This window comes from Kitasatospora sp. NPDC093806, from assembly GCF_040683335.1.
Lineage (GTDB): Bacteria > Actinomycetota > Actinomycetes > Streptomycetales > Streptomycetaceae > Kitasatospora.
Window position 1 is genome coordinate 23,937 of the sequence record NZ_JBFBDO010000017.1, and the last position, 21,943, is coordinate 45,879.

14 protein-coding genes are annotated in these 21,943 nt (G+C 74.9%); 8 read left to right on the top strand and 6 right to left on the bottom strand.

Features of this window, described 5'->3' with window-relative positions; genetic code table 11:
• Window positions 1-5: 5 nt before the first annotated feature.
• The 5 genes from AB0N76_RS11925 to lanKC form a co-directional block, all read right to left on the bottom strand.
• Entirely contained in the window at window positions 6-410 is a 405-nt protein-coding gene (locus AB0N76_RS11925; RefSeq protein ID WP_363555874.1) for a hypothetical protein, read from the bottom strand.
• Window positions 411-630: 220 nt separating this feature from the next.
• Complete coding sequence (locus AB0N76_RS11930) at window positions 631-2,727, bottom strand: ABC transporter ATP-binding protein (protein WP_363555876.1); 2,097 nt, start codon at window positions 2,725-2,727, stop codon at window positions 631-633.
• Window positions 2,724-4,886 (bottom strand): ABC transporter ATP-binding protein, encoded by a 2,163-nt coding sequence (locus tag AB0N76_RS11935; protein ID WP_363555878.1) that lies wholly within the window; start codon window positions 4,884-4,886, stop codon window positions 2,724-2,726. Before AB0N76_RS11935 ends, AB0N76_RS11930 begins: the two co-directional genes overlap by 4 nt.
• 205 nt (window positions 4,887-5,091) lie before the next feature.
• Complete coding sequence (locus tag AB0N76_RS11940; RefSeq protein ID WP_363555880.1) at window positions 5,092-5,214, bottom strand: SapB/AmfS family lanthipeptide; 123 nt, start codon at window positions 5,212-5,214, stop codon at window positions 5,092-5,094.
• 117 nt (window positions 5,215-5,331) lie between these two features.
• Complete coding sequence (lanKC, locus tag AB0N76_RS11945) at window positions 5,332-8,037, bottom strand: class III lanthionine synthetase LanKC (RefSeq protein ID WP_363555882.1); 2,706 nt, start codon at window positions 8,035-8,037, stop codon at window positions 5,332-5,334.
• 928 nt (window positions 8,038-8,965) lie between these two features.
• On the opposite strand from lanKC, the gene AB0N76_RS11950 reads away from it, so the two are divergent.
• On the top strand, window positions 8,966-10,042 hold the full coding sequence (locus AB0N76_RS11950) for a 4Fe-4S binding protein (RefSeq protein WP_363555884.1): 1,077 nt from the start codon (window positions 8,966-8,968) through the stop codon (window positions 10,040-10,042).
• A gap of 42 nt (window positions 10,043-10,084) precedes the next feature.
• Here the strand turns inward: AB0N76_RS11950 and AB0N76_RS11955 are convergent, their stop codons facing one another.
• Window positions 10,085-11,059, bottom strand: a complete 975-nt coding sequence (locus AB0N76_RS11955; protein ID WP_363555886.1) for a quinone oxidoreductase — start codon at window positions 11,057-11,059, stop codon at window positions 10,085-10,087.
• Between the two features lie 521 nt (window positions 11,060-11,580).
• Here AB0N76_RS11955 and AB0N76_RS11960 point away from each other — a divergent pair.
• The 7 genes from AB0N76_RS11960 to AB0N76_RS11990 all read left to right on the top strand — a co-directional run bounded on the left by AB0N76_RS11960 (window position 11,581) and on the right by AB0N76_RS11990 (window position 21,925).
• The gene (locus tag AB0N76_RS11960) at window positions 11,581-13,206 is read left to right on the top strand and encodes a SpaA isopeptide-forming pilin-related protein (protein ID WP_363555888.1); all 1,626 of its coding nucleotides are present in this window, start codon (window positions 11,581-11,583) and stop codon (window positions 13,204-13,206) included.
• Window positions 13,207-13,399: 193 nt separating this feature from the next.
• A complete protein-coding gene (locus tag AB0N76_RS11965) occupies window positions 13,400-15,298 on the top strand; it encodes a CocE/NonD family hydrolase (protein WP_363555890.1) in 1,899 nt (632 codons plus the stop codon).
• 174 nt (window positions 15,299-15,472) lie between these two features.
• Window positions 15,473-17,116, top strand: coding sequence for an alkaline phosphatase D family protein (locus AB0N76_RS11970; protein WP_363555892.1), 1,644 nt, complete (start codon window positions 15,473-15,475; stop codon window positions 17,114-17,116).
• Between the two features lie 461 nt (window positions 17,117-17,577).
• Complete coding sequence (locus AB0N76_RS11975; protein WP_363555894.1) at window positions 17,578-18,837, top strand: helix-turn-helix domain-containing protein; 1,260 nt, start codon at window positions 17,578-17,580, stop codon at window positions 18,835-18,837.
• A gap of 183 nt (window positions 18,838-19,020) precedes the next feature.
• A complete protein-coding gene (locus tag AB0N76_RS11980) occupies window positions 19,021-19,533 on the top strand; it encodes a cobalamin B12-binding domain-containing protein (RefSeq protein ID WP_363555896.1) in 513 nt (170 codons plus the stop codon).
• Window positions 19,534-19,640: 107 nt separating this feature from the next.
• On the top strand, window positions 19,641-20,927 hold the full coding sequence (locus tag AB0N76_RS11985; RefSeq protein WP_363555947.1) for a methylaspartate mutase: 1,287 nt from the start codon (window positions 19,641-19,643) through the stop codon (window positions 20,925-20,927).
• Window positions 20,924-21,925 (top strand): asparagine synthetase A, encoded by a 1,002-nt coding sequence (locus tag AB0N76_RS11990; protein WP_363555898.1) that lies wholly within the window; start codon window positions 20,924-20,926, stop codon window positions 21,923-21,925. Before AB0N76_RS11985 ends, AB0N76_RS11990 begins: the two co-directional genes overlap by 4 nt.
• Window positions 21,926-21,943: the final 18 nt, after the last annotated feature.

The window sequence follows — 21,943 nt, forward strand, 5'->3', positions numbered from 1 at the left end:
CGCGGTCAGAGCGCCAGTGAAGCGAGCAACGCCTCGCACATGTCGCGGAGTTCATCGGCGTCGATGGGACCGATCTCCGTCTGCAGGTGACAGGTCAGGTCGTCACCGTTGGGAGTGAGGAACGCGTAGAAGGCGAAGCCGCCCTGGACGGGTTCGGCGCTCAGCGTCAGCGGGTTGTTGCGGCCGGGGGTCACCGCCACCGAGAACCGGGAGGCCACCGGGGCGCGGAGGTGGGACAGCATCCGCTCGGCGAAGTCCGCGACCTCCTCCCCGGTGAGGTGGGCGGTGAAATCGGCTGAGAGCATCGAGCACCAGTCGGCGGCGACTCGCCACCTGTCCTCGCCGGTCTGCACCAGCTCCAGCCACGAGGCATCGCAGCCGAGGCGTATCCGCGGCATCTCCATCGTCACACTCCGATCTTCACACCCTGGACCGGTGATCGTATCGAGGCGGCTTCCCTCCCGGTGCGGCAGGCCGCCGGACGCTGGAGGACGTCTTCAGGTGAGGCGCCCGAGTTCGGGGGAGTGTGCGGGATGCCGCGCCGTAGGTAGGCGCGGATCCGGTGGGAGCTGTAGCCCTGGGCCACGGCCGACACGCCTTCCCGGCACTTGATCAGTTCGAAGGCGACCCTTAGCAGCTCTCCTCGATGTAGAGGAGGGTCCGGCCGTCGGCGGAGGTGAACTCGTAGGGGTGGTAACTCGGGCGTTCGGTGGTGCTGTTGAGGAGTCGCTTGATGGCGGGCCAGGTGGTGGGGCGGTCCGTGGGGGTGAGGTGGTGGAGGTCGAAGCCGGCGGACCTGCCGATGATCACCTCGTCGGCGCCGGTCAGCAGGCGCTTGGTGAGGCGGGGGTCGAGGGGGCCGCGGACCTTGCGCCAGCGCCGGCCCCGGTCGTCGACGAACTCCGGGCGGCCGGCGGGGGAGGGGATGCCGGGGCCGTGGTGGGTGCCGGGTGGTGGGAGGTCGGCGGTCAGTTCGGCGAGGGTCGGGGGGTGGGGGCGGCGCTTCGGTGGCATGGGGTCATTGTGGGGGGGGGGGTGGGCGGTCCAGTGGGTGTGGAGGGCGCGGTAGGTGGGGGAGCTGGTGAGGAGGGTGGGGTGGGTGCCGAGGTGGGGGCCGTCCGGGGTGAGGAGGAGGACGCGGTCGGCGCGTTCGGCGGAGCTGATGCGGTGGGCGACGACGAGGAGGGTGGTGCCGGGTCGTCGGCGGAAGGCGAGTTCGGCGCGGGCCTCGGCGGCGGGGTCGAGTTCGCTGGTCGCCTCGTCGAGGATGGCGAGCGGGGCCGGGGCCAGGTAAGCCCGGGTGAGGGCGATCAACTGGCTCTCACCGGCGGAGAGTTCGGCCGGGTGGAGGGTGCGGTCGAGGCCGCCGGTGAGGTCGAGCAGGTCGTCCAGGCCGAACCGGCGGGCGGCGTCCAGGAGTTGGGCGTCCGGCGTGCCGGGCGGTGCGAGCAGGGCGAGGTTGGCGCGCAGGGTGCCGGTGAAGACGTAGGCCTCCTGCGGGATCAGCACCCGGTGGCGGGGTGTGGTGCCGGGCAGGTGGACGGTGCCGCGTTCCGGGGTGGCGAGGCCGGCGAGGAGGTCGGCGAGAGTGGACTTGCCGACGCCGCTGGGGCCGACGACGGCGAGGTGTTCGCCGGGCCGGACCAGCAGTGACAGCCCGTCGAGGACGGGAGCGGCGTCGGGGTGGTAGCGGAAGGTGAGGTCGCTGAGGGTGAGGGGCGGGGAGGCGGGGGCGGGGGACGACGGTGAGGGCAGGGGAGGGGTGGAGGGGGGCGGTACGGTCCGGCGGGCGAGGCGGTCGGCGGCGACGGCGAGGCGGAGGCCGGAACCGCTGAGGCCCTGGACGAGCGTGCGCAGCGCGGGCTCCAGGCTGATCGTCAGATAACCGAGCGCGCCGACCACCGCACCCGGTGACAGTCCGTGCTCGCGCACCAGCCCCGGCGCGCCGAGCAGGATCAGCACCGCCGGCAGGTGCACCCCGGCCGCGACGGTGGTGCGGCGCAGTGCGGCCAGCGCGGCGACCCGGTTGCGGGCGGCGCTCTGCGCGTCGACGGCGGCGGACAGGTCGCCGTCCGCCCGCCGCACCGCGCCGCAGGCGACCACGTCGCGCAGCGCGCCGAAGGTGTCGGCGGCCAGCCGGGCCAGCTCCTCCTCGGCGCGCAGCACCTCCCGCTGGCGAGCGGCCATCCGGGGCAGGAGGAGGGCGAAGACGGTCAGCGCGAGGGCGAGCGGCAGAGCGATCAGGGGCAGCAGGAGGGGGTCGAGGGAGGCGGCGCCGAGCAGGACGAACAGGAGGGTGACGACGAAGTGGCGGACGATCAGCAGCTGACCGGCCAGGCACTCGCGGACCGTCTCGATCTGCCGGACCAGCCGGGCGACCGCCGCCGTGTCCGGCCCGCCCGCCCGGCCGGCCGGTTCGTCCAGCGCGGCCAGCACCACCCGCCGGGTGAGGTCGTCGCGGAGCGGTTCGATCACCTCGGCGAGGTGCGGGTAGACCTGGCGCGAGCCGAACGCCCCGATCGCGGCGACGGCCCCGAAGACCAGCAGCCAGCCGAGGCCGACCAGCGGGCGCCCGGCGAGGAAGCCGCCGTCGAGGGCCTGGGCGATCAGCCGTCCGGAGAGCGCGGCGGGCAGGGCCTCGGGCAGCGTCCAGAGCGCCATGCCGAGGAGGGCGGCGCGGCGCGGCCGCAGCAGTTCGCGCAGGAGCCGCCACCCGGCGCGGCTCACGGGGCGTCCACGGGGTGCGCCGCGGCGGGAGCCGGAGCCTCGACGGTGGGCGCGGGCTGAGGCGGGGGAGGGGCGAACAGGGCGCGGTAGGCCGGGTCCGACCACAGCTCGCGGTGCGGGGCGAGGGCGCGGACGCGGCCCGCGTCGAGCCAGGCGACCAGATCGGCGCCGGCGGCGGCGGTGGCGCGGTGGGCGACCAGCAGGCGGGTGCGGCCGCGCAGGGCGTCGGCCAGGGCGCGGGTGACCTCGGCCTCGGTGGCGGTGTCCAGGCTGGAGGTGGCGTCGTCGAGGACGGTGAGGCGGCCGCCGTGGGCGATGGCCCGGGCCAGGCCGAGGCGCTGGCGCTCGCCGCCGGACAGCGGCGCGTCGGCGAGGGGCGTGTGCGGGCCGGCGGGGAGGCGGTCGACGAAGGCCTCGGCGGACGCCTGCCGGAGGGCCCACCGGACCGGGTCGGGGACAGGGGCGGGGACGGTGGCGTCGGGGGCCGGGGCGTTGACGTGCGGTTCGTTGGTGCTGCGCTTGCCAGTGCTTGGTCCGTTGGAGTCCTGGTCGTCGGTGCCTGGCCTGGCGCGGCGTCGGTCGAGGCGTGGGCCGGCCGGGCCGAGGGGCGTGCGGTCGATGAGGGCCTCGGCGGGCGGCTGCTGGAGGGCCCGCCGGATCGAGCCGGGGACGGGGGCGTCGGGGTCTGGCCCGCTGGCGCTCGACCCGCTGACATCCGGTCCGGCTGCGCCTGGTCGGCCGAGGTGTGGACTGTGTGGGTCGGTGGGGAGGCGGTCGACGAAGGTCTCGGCGGATGCCTGCCGGCCCGGGCCGCCGGGGCCCCGGTCGACGGGGTCGGTGTAGGCGACGGCGTCCGCGATCGTGGTGCCGAGCAGCACCGGCCGGGCGAAGGCGTAGCCGACGGCGCGGCGGAGGTCGGCGGGGCGGGCCTCGGGGAGGGGGATGCCGTCGAGGGTGACGCGGCCCTCGTCGGGCTCGGTGAGTCCGCCGGCGAGGGCCGCGACCGTCGACTTCCCCGAGCCGGAGCGGCCGACCAGCGCGACCGTGGCCCCGGCCGGGACCCGCAGGGTGAGCCGGTCGAGGACGGTGCGCCCGCCCCGGCGGACGGTGACCGCGTCGAGCAGCAGCTCGCCCGGGCCTGGCGGCAGCGGCCGGGTGCCGGGGGCGGGTGCGGGGACGGCGAGGACCTCGGCGGTGCGGGCCGCCCCGGCTCGGGCGCGGGCGAGGGCGAGCAGGCTCTGGGCCGCGCTGAGCAGGCCGAGCGCGGTGGTGCTGTACGCGAGGACGGCGAGCACCTCGCCCGGCGTGATCCGGCCGGCCGCCGCGCCCTGGCCGGCCACGGCGAGCACGGCGACCTGGAGGGCGGGGGCGAGCAGCGAGGTGCGCCACTGCACCTGGCGCTGGCTCTGCCAGATCGCCCGCCCGGCCCGGTTGAGTTCGGGCAGCGGGGTGAGGACGCGGGCGGCCTCGGCGTCGCGGAGTCCGCCGGCCCGGATGGTGCGCAGGCCGCCGAGGGCCTCCACCAGGCGTTCGGCGAGCGCGGCCTGGGCGGTGAGGTAGGCGGTGGCGCCGTGCGCGACCTGCCGGAGGAACCGGCGGACGGCGGCGGCGCCGAGCGGGGCGCCCAGCAGCAGGGCGGCGGCGGACCACGGGTCGATCAGCGCGAGCGCGATCAACGCCCCGGTGGAGCAGAGCAGTTCGGCGCCGGTGTGGATGACGGCGGCCGGGGCGAGCGCGGCTTCGGCGGTGCCGGCGACCAGCCTGGTGACCAGGTCGCCGGGCTGGAACCGGGCGGTTGCCCGGGTGCCGAGGCCGATGATCCGGGTGATCAGGCGGCGGCTGAGGTCGGCGGTGGCGTGGGTGGTGGCCCAGGGGTCGGCGAACTGGGCGAGCGCGTCGGCGGCCGTGCCGACCAGCAGCAGGAGCAGGAACGGGACCAGGTGGGAGGTGGAGCCGCCGGTGAGGGCGGCGTCGACGGCGCGGGCGAGGGCGGCGGGCAGTAGCAGCGCGCAGGCGGTGCCGGTGAGGACGGTGAGCAGGAGGACGGCGGAGCGTCCGGTGCCCCGGCGCAGCAGGCCGAGGAGCAGGACGCGCGCGGGGTCGCCGGCCGTGGCGGTGGCGCTTCCGGGGCCGGCGGCCTCGCCGCTGCCGTGGTCCATCCGATGGGCTCCCTCGCTGGTCGGGCCCGGTAGGTCGGGCTGCGGCGTGGCGGGTTGGGCGGTGCCACGGCGTGGCGGCGTGGCGGCGGCCCGGGAGCGGATCGCGTCCCCGGGCCGCCCGGCTGTGTCAGCCGTTCCGAGCCGTGCTCACACGGTCTCGGCGGTGCTCAGACCTCGCCGTTGGTGGTTGCGTGCCGCGGCGGGATCAGAGGCACAGGATGGTGCTGACGGTGCTGTTCCCGCAGTTGACGACGGACAGGCTGCTCGGGTCGGTCGGGCGGACCTCCTCGGCCGGCGCCTCCAGGGCCTGCAGCTCCAGGATCTCCATGGCAGTTCTCCTCTCGTTCGTGCGATCGGTGGTGCTCCCGGCGGGGTGCCGGGCGTCGGTGGGGGCACGGGTGGGTGCCCGGGGGGTGTGCCGAGGCGGGCCGGTGGGGCCGCGGCCTCAGCCCTGCGGCGCGGGCCGGCCCTCGGCGGGGTCGGGCGCGGTGAACGGCAGGCCCGGCGCGTCGGCCAGGGCGGTGCCCAGTGCGAGCAGGACGCCGGCCGAACCGGTGGCCAGGTCCGTCGACAGGCGCAGCAACTGCTCACCGGGGAAGGCGATCTCGCCGTCCAGCGGGACCAGATGCCAGACCAGCAGTCGACGGTGACGGTCGATCAGCTCGTCGATCGCGGTCCGTTCGATCGGGCCGGTGTGGTCGCCGCGGCGCAGCCGGTCGAGGTAGGCCATCAGCCCGGCGCGCCCGTTGAACAGGTTGGGCTGGATGACGAACTCGGTGGCCGCCGAGCGCAGGATGGCCGGCTGGGCGGTGGCCAGGGCCGAATCCGGTCGGTGGCGCAGGAGTTGGTCGAGGACGAGGCCGATGCCGGTGCCGCCCTGTTCCAGGTAGGGGAGGACGCGGAGTCCGTCGGGGACCTGCAGGGTGCCGTCGGCGGTGGTGACGCAGCGGGCGAGGTCCCGGTCGAGGAGCTGTTCCGCGCGGTCCAACAGGGCCGGGTCGCCGGTGCGTTCGTGCAGCCGGAGGAAGGCGAGGGCCGCTCCGCTCGCGCCGCGCAGCAGGCCGATCGGGTCGCCGGGGGCGGGCGGGTTCTTGTCGACCAGGGCGGCAAGCGCCTCGGCGGCCTCCCGGGCGGTCGCCAGCAGCCCGGGTTCGGCGCCGGCTCGCGCGAAGTGCAGCAGGGTGAGGACGGTGCCCGGCAGGCCGGAGGCCAGATCGGTGCCCTGGCCGGCGAACGGAGCACCGAAGGGGCCGGCGCCGTGCCCGCCGAACGTCCCGCCGTCCGCCCCGGTGAGCAGCGCGTCGAGGAGCTCGCGCCCCTCCGTCCGCCGCCCGACCAGGTCGAGGGCCAGGGCGACGCCGTGGCTCCCGGTGTAGAGCCCGGGGCGCGGGCCCCGGCGCCGTTCGGCCGCGAGGAGCCAGTCGACGTGCGCCGGGTCGACGTCGGCGCCGGTGGCGTGCAGGGCGTACAGGACGCCGGCCGCGCCGTACGAGAGCGAGAGCGCGTCCACGTCGAACTGGGCGACGTCGCCGGGGAACAGCCGGTCGGTGCGCTCGGGCGTGGCGCTCGCCAGGATGCCGGCGGCCAGCGAGTCGCGCAGCGCGGGCCAGTCGGGTTCGTCCGAGGTCAGCAGCGCCTTGAGCCGGGCGCGCCGGGCGGGCGTGGCGGCGGTCCGACGCGGTGCGGCGGCCCGGTCGGCACCGGGGTCGGCGCCGGGTGCGGACACCGCGGGGGCGAGGCCGAGCCCCTGACGGATGGCCGCGGTGTGGCCGGGGGGCACCGGGAACCGGTGGGCGACGGCCTCGGCGAGTTCCTCGGCCTTGCCCGCGTCCAGCACCAGGAGCTGCTGCAGCGGCAGGAAGAACCAGAGCCGGAGCGCGGCGAGCGCGTGCAGGTCGATGTCGGGGCCGTTCAGGCCGGGGGCCGCGAAGCCGGCCGCGCCGAGCGCGGGCCGGACGAACTCGTTCGTCGGACTGGCGAGTTCGAAGTCCAGGAAGGCGACCGAGCCGTCCGTGTGGACCATCAGGTTGTGCGGGTGGAGGTCGCCGAAGACGACGCCGCGGGCGTGGATCCGGGCCAGGCCGCGTTCGATCCGTTCCAGCAGGTCCAGCGCCTTCCGGGTGTACTCGGCGACCTCCCGCTCACCGGCGTCGGGGTGGACGAGCGGGTACTCGCGGGCGAGCCAGGCGTTGAGGGTCTCGCCCTCGATGTACTCCTGCACCAGGAACTCGTGCTCCCAGGCGGTGAACGTGCCGACGAGCTCCGGCACTTCGGGCACCTCGGCGAGCAGTTCCAGCATCGCCCGCTCGTGCCGGAGCCGGGTGACGGCGTCGGTGCCGCGCTGGTCGAGGCCGGCGTGCGGGCGGGCCTCCTTGAGGACCAGCCGGCGTCCGCTCTCCGGGTCGGCCGCCAGGTAGATCCCGCCGGCGTTGGAGAAGTGCAGCGCCTTCTCCACCCGGTAGGGCAGGCCGCCCCCGGCGCCGCCCCCGCCACCGCGGGCGGCGCGGCGCTGTTCGAGCGCGGGCCGGAGCACGTCCGGCACCGGCGCCCAGGCCGGGACCTCGAACACCGGGGCCCGGACGTCCGGCACCAGGTTGCCCTCGGGGTCGGTGAAGGCGGTCTGCCGGGTGCCGTCGTCGGCCACCAGCCAGCGTTCGACGAACGCCCCGTACCGCAGGTAGAGCGGTCCGTCCTGCCAGCGCAGGTCGCTGAGCACGTACGGTCCCGGCTCGCCCGCCAGCCGTTCCCCGAGGACGTCGAGACATCGCTCCAACTGCGCGTCGTCGAGCGGGTAGAGCGTGCAGAACTTCCCGCTGGCGCCGCGCGGCGCGTACTTGGCGTTCTGCAGCTGCAGGACGGGCAGTCCGCGCAGGAACTTGAACGGCAGCCGGTCGGCCAGGCAGTGCTCGCGGACCGCGGCGAGCACCCGCTCCGCGTTGTCCAGACGGGCCGAGACGTGCACCTTCCAGCCCTGCTCGGGCAGCGGCACCCCGCTCGGGTGCAGCCCGGACCAGATGCCCCGGTCGGCGCGCACCCAGCCGTCCGGCACCGGCTCGTGGGTGGCCGCGAACTCCTCCGGGGCGGCCCAGCGCACGGGGGTGTCGTAGAAGAGCGGATCGGCGAAGGAGTGCGACTCGTACCGTGTGTCCAACGGAAGCCTCCGGGCACGGATGGGCGGTCTGCGGCGGCGCCGGACGTGCGGCGCGTGACCTGCGGGGTGGAGCGGGTGACGTGGTGCGCGCCGGCCGGCGTCGGACGCGATGGCGACGGCGTCGGACGGACGGCGGGTGAGCGCCGGAACGTCCGGACGTCGGGACGCCGCGTCGGCGGTGCGAAACCGAGGTGCGAAACCGAGGGGTCGGAACCGAGGTGCGGAACCGAAGCATCGGAACCGTGGCATCGGAACCGAGGTGCGATCGAGCAGGTGGAAGACCGTCGGGCGGCAGGGGGACGGTGCACGCGGGACGGGTGACATGACGCTTCGTCAGAAAGTGTTCCGGTCGGCCGTGGTGGCGGGCGGCCGGAGGTTGTGCGGCTCGGTGAAGAGAATGCGGCGGTCCGGGGGGCGGGCGCCAGGGGGTGTCGTGGACATTGGCCGAATATGCCGGAGGCGTGGGGCCGGGTGCCCCGGGGGTTCGCCGGCGCGACGATGTTGTCACTGCGGGTAAGTGGATAGATCCGTTCCGTGGTCATTTCAAAGGATGGTCGGAGGAGCGGATGCGAAGCTGGCGGCCGATGGGCGGTCGGCGAACGACGGATTCCGGACGGTGGTCGGTCCGGGTGTGAGGGGTGCGCGAGGGGCCATCCGGCGCGGCCGCCGTCCGGCGCTCCGGGGTGGCCGGGAACGGCGGTCGGCCGGTCGCGGGAGATGGCCGGAAACATGCGCTCGACGGGCCGGATCGTTCGCCCGCGCTCGGGGCGGACCGGTGCCGCCCGGTGCGGCGGGGGCTGGACGGACGGGTGGGGCGTCCGGCCCCGACGGTCCGCCACGACGAGTGAGTCTTGTTTTCAAACCATCTCTGCGTAGACTGGCGCACGAGGGTTTGGAAATCGAACCATAAAGTTCAGGGGGCCGTTTCATGGGAACCAAGCTGCCGCGCAGGCTCGCCGAACACCCCTCGGTGCGGGCGGTGCTGGCCGCCCGGGCCGAGGGTCGCCCCGCCGTCCCGCCCGAGGTCGTCGACGCCGACTGGTTGCGCGAGCTGTGCCTGCGCGCCGGGGCGGACGACGCGGCGGCGGTGAGTCTGGACCACCCCGACCTGGCGGGCGAGCGCGAACACGTGCTGGCCGCGCTGCCCGGCGCGCGGACCCTGGTCTCGCTCGTCGTCCGGATGAACCGCGACGACGTCCGCTCGGCGGCGCGCAGTGTCGCCAACCACGAGTTCCACCGCGCGGGGGAACTCGTCAACGACGCGGCCCGCACGGTGGTCCGGGAGTTGGAGGGCGCCGGCTACCGGGCGGTCAACCCCTCCGCGACCTTCCCGATGGAGATGGAGAACTTCCCCGGCCGGATCTGGGTGGTCGCCCACAAGACCGTCGCGGTCGCGGCCGGACTCGGCGTGATGGGGCTGCACCGCAACGTCATCCACCCGCGCTTCGGCAGTTTCGTCCTGCTGGCCACCGTCGTGCTCGGCGCCGAGGTGAGCGCGTACGGCGAGCCGCTCGACTACAACCCCTGCGTGGACTGCAAGTTGTGCGTCGCCGCCTGCCCGGTCGGGGCGATCTCCAAGGACGGCGACTTCGACTTCCTGGCCTGCGCGACCCACAACTACCGCGAGTTCATGGCCGGTTTCACCGACTGGGTGCAGACCGTGGCCGACAGCGAGGACGCCGCCGAGTTCCGCGGCCGGGTGACGGACAGCGAGAACGCCTCGATGTGGCAGAGCCTCGCCTTCAAGCCGAGCTACAAGGCCGCCTACTGCCTGGCCGTCTGCCCGGCCGGCGAGGACGTGCTCGGCCCCTACCTCGACGACCGGCGGCAGTTCATGGACACCGTGCTGCGCCCGCTCCAGGAGAAGCGCGAGACCCTCTACGTACTGCCCGGCTCCCACGCCAAGGAGTACGCCGAACGCCGGTTCCCGCACAAGCCGGTGAAGGAGGTGAGCGGCGGCTGGAGCGTTCCCGCTCCCACTCGCCGTCGCTCCGATGGGAACTGACGGACCGTCCGACAATCGGGGCGCCGGGGATCCCGCGAAGTCCTACGGGTGGCGCAGCAGGATCTTGCCGAGGCCGGCCCGGCTCTCCAGGTGGGTGTGCGCGGCGGGGGCGTCGGCGAAGTCGTACTCGCGGTCGATCCTGGCCCGCAGGGTGCCGTCGAGGAGCCCGGCGAAGATGTCGTCGGCGCGGGCGGTGAACTCCTCGCGGGTGCGCACGTGGTCGGCGAGGCTGGGCCAGGTGAGGCGCAGCGAACCCTTCCGGACCAGCAGGAACGGGTCGATCGGGTCGGGCGCGCCGCCGGCCCGGCCGTAGACGACGAGGGTGCCGCGCGGGCGCAGCGAGTCGAGGCCGTCGAGGAAGGTGGGCTTGCCGACCGAGTCGTAGACGGCGTCGGCGCCCGCGCCGTCGGTGACCAGGCGGACCGCCTCGCGGAAGTCCTCCCGGTCGTAGCGGACGACGGTGTCGGCGCCGAGGTCGGCGATCAGCTCGGCCTTCTCGTCGGTGGACACGGTGCCGATGACGTGCGCGCCGGCCCGCTTGGCGAACTGCACCAGGAACTGTCCGACCCCGCCCGCCGCGGCGTGCACCACGACCACCTGGTCCTTGATGATCCGGTGCGAGTCGTGCGCCAGGTAGTGGGCGGTGAGGCCCTGGAGCATCGCGGCGGCGGCCACGCCGGAGTCGAGCCGGTCCGGCACGACGGCCGCCAGCCGGGCCGGTACGGTGACGAACTCGGCGTAGGCGCCCGGCACTTCGCCGTAGACGACGCGGTCGCCGACGGCCGGCTGGGTGACCCCGGGGCCGACCGCGTCCACCGTGCCGACGGCGTCCATGCCCGGGACGAACGGCAGCGGGACGGGGAATACGCCCTGCCGGTGGTGGACGTCGACGTAGTTGACGCCGATGACCTCGGTGCGGATGCGGATCTCGCCCGCGGCGGGCTCGGTCACCGGCACGCCGTCGTCGACGCGCAGCTGCTCGGGGCCGCCGTGGGCGTGCACGCGGATCGCCTTCATGGGGTGACACCTCGGCTGTTCTGGTAGGCGGGGAGGGTGGGTTCGGGAGCGACGTGCCGGCGTCGGGGTGAATCCCGCGGGCGTCCGGGAATTTCCGGGTGATGCCCGTTCAGGCGTTTCCGGGGTTCTTTTCGATGACCGAAACGGCGCGGCGGGAACGGGAAGACGGGAACGGAGCGGTCCGGGATTTCCGCTGGCAGGATCCCCCGGGGAAGGGCTGGCTCAGGCGGCGCGAGATTGAGGCGAGGCTAGCATCCGGCCGGTCGCCGAGAAAGCGAATGCTGTTGCGGCGGCATTAAGTCGGTTTGACGAATCGGAGTTCCGTCCGCCGTTTGTCGAAATGGTGCGAGCGGGCCCGTGGAATGGCGTTCCGGCCGAGCCCCGGCGGCGCGGAGGGCCGCGCCGGATCTGCCGATGGGGTGAAAACGGCGCCGGAACTGACGTGCCGTCCCGGGCGCGGCCGGATCGGTCCGCCACGTTGGCCCGGGGCAGTCTCGGCACGGAAAGGCGCAGGTGAGGACGTGGCGGAGAGACACCGGAGCGAGGCCCGCGAGCCCGGACGACGGGGCCGGCTGGTCGCCGTCGTCGCGGCGCTCGCGGTCTGCGGCGGCACGCTGGTGGCGTCGGCCGGAACCGCGAGCGCGGAGCCCGGCGGCGACGGGGTGGCGACCGCCGTGGGAGCGGTCGGCCGGGCGGACGGGACCGGCGGGACCGGCACCCGCGACCCCGGCCGCCGGCAGACCGAGGGCGCCGTCTCGGTCACCGCGACCGATCCGGACGGTCGCCCGCTGGCCGGTGCCGTCCTCCGGCTCTGGCGGGAGAGCAACGGCACCCCCGGCCTGCAGCCCGAGACCGACACCGGGATCGGCGACCTCTGCACGACCGCCGCCGACGGCGTCTGCGCGCGGACCGTGCCGTTCGGCAGCTACTACTGGCAGGAGACCGCGGCCCCCGACGGTTACCTCCCCGCCGACCCGGCCGTCCTCGGGCCGCTCACCCTGGACCAGACGAACGAGCAGACCGGCGTCACCGTCCGCGCGGTCCACCGGCCGCTGACCGGCCGGGTCACCGTCATCGCGAACAACGAGAGCGGCCTCCCGCTGGCCGGCACCGACTTCCGGCTGTGGCGCGAGACGAACGGCGTCCCCGGACTGCAGCAGGACTCGGACACCCCGGCGAGCGACGTCTGCACCACCGTCAAGTACGGCGTCTGCGACCGGACCGTCCCGCTCGGCAGTTACTACTGGGAGGAGACCAAGGCGCCCGAGGGCTACCTGCCGCCGGATCCGCCCGTCCTCGCGCTCACCCTGGACCGGACGAACCAGCCGACCGGCGTCACCGTCACCGCCGTCAACCGGCTCGGCACCGGACGGGTGTCCGTCACCAAGACCGACCCCGACGGACGCCCGCTGGCCGGCGCGGTCTTCCAGCTCTGGCACGACGACAACGGCACGCCCGGCCTGCAGACCGACACCGACAGCATCCATGGCGCCCTCTGCACCACCGCCGCCGACGGCGTCTGCGCGCGGACCGTGCCGTTCGGCAGCTACTACTGGCAGGAGACCGCGGCCCCGGCCGGGTACCTGCTGCCCACGCAGCCGGTGGCCGGTCCGCTGCGGCTGGGCCTGGACAACTACCGGGCCGGGGTGGGTGTCAGCGTCGTCGACCACCCGGTGACCGGCGCCGTGCGGGTCCGCAAGCGGGACGCCCGGAGCCGGGCCGCGCTGGCCGGTGCGGTCTTCCGGCTCTGGCGGGAGAGCAACGGCGTCGACGGCCTGCAGTCCGACACCGACACCGGGGTCGGCGACCCCTGCACCACCGGCGCGGACGGCGAGTGCGTCTTCGGCTCGCTGCTGGCCGGCCGGTACTACGTCCAGGAGTCCGCCGCACCCGCCGGGTACCGGATCCCGGCCCGGGCGGTGCACGAGGTCACCCTGGACGGGCGGGAGGGGGCGGAGCACGCCGTGCTGCTCACCGTCGACGACGAGCGGCTCCCGTCCGGGCCGCCGCTGCCGGAGACCGGCGGGCGGATGCCGCCGGCCGCCGGGGCGGTGACGGCGCTGGGGCTGGTGCTCGCGGGCGGCGCGCTGGTCGCGGTGGCGCGCGCCCGTGCCCGCACCCGCCGCACAGCGCGCCGTGGGGCGTGAACAAAGCGGCGCACGCCGAGGGGCGTGAACTCCCGTGGGGCTGGGCAGCCATGGCGATGGCTGCCCAGCCTGCGATCCGCCCGGAGGTCCCCGGATGTCTTCCCATCCGCACCCCGCACACCGCCACGCCCATCGGACCCATCGCGCCCACCGGGCCGGGCTAACCCACAGAACCCACAGAGCCCGCCGCCCGATGGTCGTCCTGCTCGCCGTCCTCGCCGCCCTGGGCACCGTCCTCGGCCTCGTCCTCGCCCCGGCCGCCGGTGCCGCCGACGCCGCCGGCCCGGGCCGGGGCCCCGTCCTGCCCCGCCTCCAGTCGCTGTACGTGCCGATGCCCGACGGCGTCCGGCTCGCCGTCGACGTCTGGCTCCCGCCGGGCACCCGGGCCGGCGCCAAGCTGCCCACCGTCCTGCAGACCGAACGCTACTGGCGCTCCCGCGCCCACCCCGGCGGCCCCGAGAACGACCCCAGGTACGGCAGCGCGACCGCCTGGAACGAGCGCGGCTACGCCTACGTCCTCGCCGACCTGCGCGGCACCGGCGCCTCCTTCGGCACCCTGCGCGGCGAACTGGCCGCCGACCTGATCGCCGACAGCGGCACCCTGAGCGACTGGATCGCCGCCCGCCCCTGGTCCAACGGCCGGGTCGGCACCACCGGCGTCTCCTACGGCGGCGACACCGCGATGCTCGCCCTCGGGCTGCGCAACCACCACATCACCGCCGCGCTGCCGATCTCCTACGACTTCGACCCCTACGAGGACCTGGTCCGCCCCGGCGGCATCCTGATCGAACCCCGGCTCGCCCCCTACGCGTTGCTGCTGCGCATCCTCGACCGGGCCGCCGGGACCACCTGCGCCAGCAGCGAGGAGACCCGCCGGCTCTGCGCCGAGACCGGCCTCACCGACGCCGAGCCGAAGCCCGTCGACGGCCCCGACGGCGCGGCCCTGCTCGCCGCCGCGCGCGCCGAGCACGCCGGCAACGCCAACCTGGTCGACCAGGGCCGGGACGGCGTCCACCGCGACTTCGCCGACGGCCCGCGGAGCTGGGCGTCCGGCGCCGTCGGCGAGCAGGCCGCCGCGATCTCGGCGGGCGGCGTCCCCGTCCTCACCGAGACCGGCTGGCTGGACGCCGGGACGGCGAACGGCGTGCTCTCCCAGTTCACCGGCCTCACCAACACCCAGGACGACTGGATCGGCCCGTGGAGCCACGGCCGCCACCACCTCGCCGACCCGTTCCTCCCCAGCCGGCCGCTCGACGCCGAGGAGCGCCGGCAACTCGCCGAGCGCGCCTTCGCGTTCTTCGACCGCTACGTCAAGCACCCCGGCCACCCGGACGGCACCCGCCGGCTGCACTACTACACCTTCAACGAGGGCACCTGGCGCACCACCACCCAATGGCCCGTGCCCGGCACCCGCACCCGGCGGCTCCACCTCGGGCCCGACCACACCCTCGGCGCCCGGCCGTCCGCCGTGGCCGCCGCCGACCGGCTCGACCCGACCGCCGACCCGGCTGCCGGCACCGGCCCGCTGGACCGCTGGAACACCAACCTGAGCGGGGACCCGGTCAGTTACCCCGACCGGGCCGCCGCCGACCGCGCCCTGCTCGCGTACACCGGCGAACCGGTCACCCGCGACACCCGCGTCACCGGCCTCGGCCGGGTCACCCTCGACGTCACCGGCCTGCCCGGAACCGGTCTCCCCGGCAGCGGCCTCCCGGGCAGCGCGGACGGCGCCATCCACGCCTACCTGGAGCACGTCGCCCCCGACGGCCGCGTCACCTACCTGACCGAGGGCCAGCTCGCCCTCGCCGACCGGGCCACCACCCCCACCACCCCCGACTGGCGCCGCCTGCGCACGCCCCGCTCCTACACCGCCGCCGCGGCCACCCCCTTCCCGTCGGACACCCCGCAGCGCGTCACCATCGACCTGCTGCCCACCTCCGCGCTGCTCCGCCCCGGCGACCGGATCCGCCTCACCCTCGCCACCGCCAACCCGGACTCCTTCGAACCCCGCCCCGCCACCGGCACTGCCGCCTACCTGATCACCCACGGCGGCCTCCGCGGCTCCTACCTCGACCTCCCGGTGGTGGAGTGACGGCCGCCGCCGGGGGAACCGGGCTGAGGAATATCGGCTGATTGTCCGATTCGGGTGGCGTTATCACCCGATGATCACTTGTATGCCGACGTTCGGACGCCCGATGGACGGTGCGGTCCAGTCCAATCCCTCCGTACACACCCGGTCCCAGCGTACGGAAGGCAGTCCAGACTCATGGCCCGCACAGACGACCAGGCCCCGCACGACCAGCAGTTCCGGGAGGCCGCGACCCGGCTCGGCCTCGGCCGCCGCCGGTTCCTGACCGTCACCTCGGCGGCCGCGGCGCTCGCGTTCACCACCAACCTGCCGAGCGCCCACGCCGCCGACACCGAACTTGCCCCCCGCACGCTGACCGAGAACCCGTTCACGCTCGGCGTCGCCTCCGGGGACGCGCTCAGCGACGCCGTGGTGATCTGGACCCGCCTCGCCCCCCGCCCGCTGGAGCCCGGCCACGGTCTGCCGCCGACCGGCCTGGTCAAGGTGGACTGGGAGGTCGCCCGGGACGAGCGGTTCCGCAAGGTCGTCCGGCGCGGCACCGCCAAGGCGCACGCCGAGTTCAACTACACCGTGCACGTCGACGTGGACGGCCTCGACGCGGACCGCGTCCACTGGTACCGCTTCAAGGTCGGCGGCTGGATCAGCCCGGTCGGCCGGACCCGCACCTCCCCGGCCCGCGGCCGGAACATCGAGCGGGTCCGGTTCGGCCTGGTCTCCTGCCAGGCCTACGAGGACGGCTACTTCACCGCCTACAAGCACCTCGCGAACGAGGACCTGGACGCCGTCTTCCACGTCGGCGACTACATCTACGAGTACGGCATCGACGCGGCCGGCGGCGACCGCAAGTACACCGACCGCACCCTGCCGTCCTTGTTCAACCACGAGACCACCACCCTGGAGGACTACCGCCTGCGGTACGCCCTCTACAAGGCCGACCCCGACCTCCAGGCCGCGCACGCCGCCTTCGCCTGGTACGTCACCTGGGACGACCACGAGGTGGAGAACAACTACGCCGCGGGCATCCCGGAGAAGGGCCAGTCGCCGGAGGCGTTCGTCGCCCGCCGCGCCGCCGCCACCCGCGCGTACTGGGAGAACATGCCGCTGCGGATGCCCAAGCCGGACGCCACCGACCTCAAGCTCTACCGCCGCCACCACTACGGCAAGCTGGCCCAGTTCGACATCCTCGACACCCGCCAGTACCGCTCCGACCAGGCCAACGGCGACGGCTGGCAGTTCCCCACCCCGGAGTCCGAGGACCCCAACCGCACGCTGATGGGCGCCACCCAGGAGCGCTGGCTGCTGGACGGCTTCCGCAAGTCCAAGGCGGTCTGGAACGTGGTGCCGCAGCAGGTGGTGTTCTCCCGGCGGAAGAACACCACCGAGGCGAAGTCCCGGCTCTCCATGGACGCCTGGGACGGCTACCCGGCGGCCCGGGAGCGGCTGCTGGCCGGGGCCGAGGACATCGGGGTGGAGAACCTCGTCATCCTCACCGGGGACGTGCACGTCGCCTACGCGATGGACGTCAAGCGGAACTTCGACGACCCGGACTCGCGGACGGTCGGCGTCGAGATCGTCGGCACCTCGATCGCCAGCGACGGGGACGGGGCGGAGAAGCCCGGCAACTGGGCCACCCTGACGGCGGCCAACCCGCACCTGAAGTTCTACGACGGGCGGCGCGGCTACACCGCGATCACGCTCGACGAGGAGCACGCGCGGGCCGACTACCGGGTGATCTCGCACATCACCAAGCCGGGTGGCACGGTCAGCACGGCGGCGTCCTTCGTCACCGAGGCGTACAACCCGGGGATGCAGCGCGCCTGACACCCCTCCGCCCGCCCCGCCCGAGCCACCGGCCCGGTCGTACCGTCCCCCGATGCGGTACGGCCGGGCCGGTTTCGTGCGGGCCTGGCCGACCCGCGCCCGCCTCCCCGCCAGCCTCGTCGGGCCCCACCTGCCTCCGCCCCGCCCGCGGCTGCCGGCCCCCTCCCCGCCGGCCATCGGCCGCCCCAAGCTCCCCCCGCCCAGCCCGCGCCCGCCTCCCCGTCGGCCCCCAGCTGCCTCCCTCGCCCCCTCCCCGGAGGGTTCGTGGACGATGCGGAGGCCGCGTGAACGTGTGGTGATCGGCCGTTGATCGGCCGTAGAACCGGGCCGTGGACCATCGGCGGCAGGGGGAACACGGTTCGAACGGTCACCACCGGTCGGCGCCGCCCTCGGTGCGCCGGGACGGCCGCCCGAACCCCCGGTCCCCGGTAGTTGGCCAACCCACGGAAGGCGGACGAAGCATGGACGGCGGTCAGTCGCTGCAGTCGACGACGGGCTTCGGAGAGCTGCTCAGGATCCGGCGCGAGCGGATCGGCCTGACCCAGCAGGTGCTGGCCGATCACGCGACCCTGAGCGTCCGGGCGATCCGCGACATGGAGAGCGGGCGCGTCCAGCGCCCCCGCCAGGAGACGGTCCGGCTGCTGGCCGACGCGCTGCGGCTGGAGGGCCGCAGCCGGTCGGCCTTCGAGGCGGCCGCGCGCCGCCAGACCCTCGCCGAGGAGCCGCGCGACGAACCCACCGCCCCACCGGTCGCCCGCGGCGCGATCGTCGGGCGTGACCTGGAGGTCGAGGTCCTGGCCGAGGCCCTCGCCGTGCACGGCGACCGGCTGATCACGGTGGCCGGCCTCGGCGGGGTCGGCAAGACCCGGCTGGTCCTGGAGGTGGCCCAGCGGCTGCACCTGACGGCCGGCTGGTCGGTGCGCTGGATCGACTGGGCCCGGCTGCCGGGCCTCAGTCCCGAACGCCGCGCCGACCTCAGCAGATCGATCGGCACCCGCCCGACCCTGCTGGTCCTGGACGGCGCCGAGACCGGCCTGGAGGCCACCCTGCTGGACGAGCTGTTCCAACGCTGCCCCGGCCTGTGCGTGCTGATCACCGCCCGGGTCCCGCAGGCGCTGCCCGGCGGCCAGGTGATCCCGCTCGCGCCGCTGCCCACGCCCGGCCCCGAACTCGACCACGACCCGGTCGCGCTCGCCGAGGTCGGCGCCGTCCGGCTGCTGCTCTCGCACCTGCGCCGGCTGCGCCCCGGCTACCGGCTGGAACCCGAGGAGGCGCCGGCGGTGGCCGCGCTCTGCCGTCAGCTGGACGGCCTGCCGGGCGCGTTGGAGCTCGCGGCGGGCTGGTCGACGGTGCTGTCCCCGCGCCAGCTGGTGGCCCGACTGGCGGACGGGCCGTTCCACCTGGCGCCGCCGCCGGCCGCGTTCGGCGGACGCGGTGACGTCGGCGCGGCGCTCGGCGCGGCCCTGGACCGGCTGACGCTCGGCCAGCGGGACCTGCTGGAACGGCTGGCGGCCGAGCCGGGGGACTGGTCGGGGGAGGACGCGGTCGAGCTGAGCGGACGGCCGCCGCAGGAGTCGCTGGCCGCCGTGCACGAGCTGCTGGCCAGCGGGCTGATCCGCAGCTTCCCGGCCCGCGACGGCGTCCGGTTCACCGTGCTCAACCTCTGCCGCCGCCTCTTCGGGGCCGCCGGGGCGTACCCGGTCCTGGCGACGGCCAGCTGAGCCCCGCCCTGCCGAGACCCGCCCCGACCTCCGCCGATACTGCCCGTCTCTTGCCGGGTGAGCTGCCGGTCCGGCCGCCGGATCCTCCCTACCGTTCTCTCATGGCCGGGCGTGCCGGGTAGTCACCACCGCCGGCCGGGACTCCCCACCACCCACCGACCACCGACACAGAGGGTTTGCGCCGTGAACGAGTTGGAGCAGCAGCGCGCAGAGGCCGAACCGGCCGGGCTGGACATCGTCGTGACGACCATGGCCTCGGACTCGCACACCTGGAACCTGGTCTACCTGCAGCTGTTGCTGGAGGAGCTCGGCCACCGGGTCACCAACCTGGGCGCCTGTGTGCCGGACGACCTGCTGGTCGCCGAGTGCCGCCGGATCGAGCCGGACCTGATCGTGCTGAGCAGCGTCAACGGCCACGGCTACCATGACGGCCTGCGGGTGATCGCCGCGCTGCGCGCCTGCCCCGAGCTGGGCGGCACGCCCACCGTGATCGGCGGCAAGCTCGGCATCGCGGGCTCCGGCGACCCGACCCGGCAGCAGTCGCTGCTCGCGGCGGGCTTCGACGGGGTCTTCGAGGAGGGCCGCTCGGTCGCCGAGTTCCAGTCCTTCATCCGGACGCTGCCGACCGGCTCCGCCGCCGTTCCCGCCCCCGTCTCCGTCCCGGTCCCCGTCCCCGCCGCCGGGGTGCTGCTGTGAGCGGCCTCGCCCGGACGGCGCGCGACACCGTCCCGGCCCCGCCCCGCTCCGGCGGCTCCGGTGGCTTCGGCGGGTTCGTCGCCCGGGCCCGCGCGGCCGGCGCCCTGGTGGTCCAGCCGCGGATGGGCATGGCCGACCCGCTGCTGATGCGCGACGGACTGCTCGCCACCCGGGCCGCCGCCGCCGTCACCGTCGGCACCATCACCCTGGACAGCTACACCCGCACCGGCGACCTCGCCGCCGCCCGCCGCGCCCTGGCCGACGGGGTGGGCCTGAACGGCTACCCGATCGCCGGCCACCCGGTGGACGTCACCCGGGCGGTGCTGCGCGGGGTCGCCGACGAGGGCTTCCCGGTGCAGGTCCGGCACGGGTCGGCGCTGCCCGAACACGTCGTCCGGGCGCTGCTCGCGGTCGGCCTGGACGCCACCGAGGGCGGCCCGGTCTCGTACTGCCTGCCGTACAGCCGGACGCCGCTGCGCGAGGCGGTCGAGGCCTGGCGGCGGAGCTGCGAACTGCTCGCCTCGATCCGGGAGTTCGGCGCCGAGCCGCACCTGGAGACGTTCGGCGGCTGCCTGATGGGCCAGCTCTGCCCGCCCAGCCTGCTGATCGCGATGAGCGTGCTGGAAGCGCTGTTCTTCCGGCAGCACGGCCTGCGCAGCATCTCGCTCAGCTACGCCCAGCAGGCCGACCGGCGGCAGGACGAGGAGGCGCTCACCGTCCTGCGGCAACTGGCCGACGAGCTGCTCCCGGACGTCGACCGGCACATCGTCCTCTACGCCTACATGGGCGTGTTCCCCCGTACGCCCGCCGGCGCCCGGCTGCTGCTGGCGGACGCGGCCCGGCTGGCGGTGCGGACCGGGGCCGCCCGGCTGATCGTCAAGACGACGGCCGAGGCGCACCGGATCCCGACCGTCGCCGAGAACGTCCAGGCCCTGGAGACCGCGGCCGCCGTGGCCGCCGGGGAGGGCAGGGCTTCGGCGGTCAGCGTCCAGGACACCGGCATCGAGGCGGAGGCGCGGGCGCTGATCGGCGCCGTGCTGGAACTGGACGCCGACCTCGGCCGGGCGCTGGTCCGGGCCTTCGCGGCCGGCTACCTGGACGTGCCGTACTGCCTGCACCCCGACAACGCCGGCCGGGCCCGCAGTTCGCTCGGTCCGGACGGCCGGCTGCACTGGTCGGACGTCGGCTCGATGCCGATCGCCGGCCTGGCGGGCGGCCCGCGTCCGCCGATCCTCGGCTCGGCCGACCTGCTCGGCGCGCTCTCCCACGTCCAGTGGAGCTACGACGCCCGCGCCGCCGCCGACCCCCTGCCCCCGGACACCCCTGCCACCGCCATCCCGTCCACGAACCGATCACCCGCCGCACGACGAGAGTTGGGACTCACCACGCCATGACCACCGACGGGCCCAGCACCCCCGCGACCCTTCCGGACCCCGGCCGCCACCTGACCGCGCCGACCACCCGCAGCGCGCTCCGGATCCAGCACCAACTGCTCTCCGCCGCCCGCGAGTTCCTGCGTGCCCAGGGCTTCACCGAGCTCCTCCCGCCGATCATCGGTCCGGTCACCGACCCGGGTTCGCGCGGTTCCAAGCAGGTGGACATCGACTTCTACGGCCACCGCTACAAGCTGATGACCAGTGCGATCCTCTACAAGCAGGCCTCGCTGTTGGCCTTCGACAAGATCTTCTGCATCGCCCCGAACGTGCGGCTGGAGCCGCTGGAGACCGCCGGGACCAGCCGCCACCTCGCCGAGTTCCACCAGCTCGACGTCGAGGTGGCCGGTGCCACTCGGGACGACGCCGTCCGGCTGGTCGAGGAGCTGGTGGTGCACATGGTCGCCAGCGCGGTCCGCGAGCTGCCCAAGGACTTTGCCGAACTCGGCCGCGACGTCGACTCGTTCACTGAGCTGCTGAAGGGCTCCTTCGGCCGGATGCGGCACGCCGAGGCGGTCGCCGAGCTCCAGGGCCTCGGCCACCCGCAGAGCCCGGACGCGGAACTCGACTGGGCCGGTGAGGCCTTGCTCTCCGCCCAGCGGGACCGGCCGTTCTTCGTCACCGACTACCCGAAGGGCTCGCGCGGCTTCTACGACCGGGAGAACCCCGAGGATCCGGGCCTGCTGCGGAACTTCGACCTGATCGCCGCCGAGGGCTTCGGCGAGCTGTGCAGCGGCAGCCAGCGCACCAACGACTACGCCGAGATCGTCACCCGGATGCGCGAGACCGGGGAGAACCCGCAGAAGTACCGCTGGTACCTGGACCTGGTCCGCGAGGGCGTGCCCGGCAGCGCCGGCTTCGGCATCGGCGTCGAGCGGCTGACCCGGTACGTCGCCGGGCTGGACGCGGTCTGGCAGGCCAGCGCCTTCCCCAAGCTGGCGGGGGTGGTGTCCCCGTGACCGGGCGCGGCGGCCGAC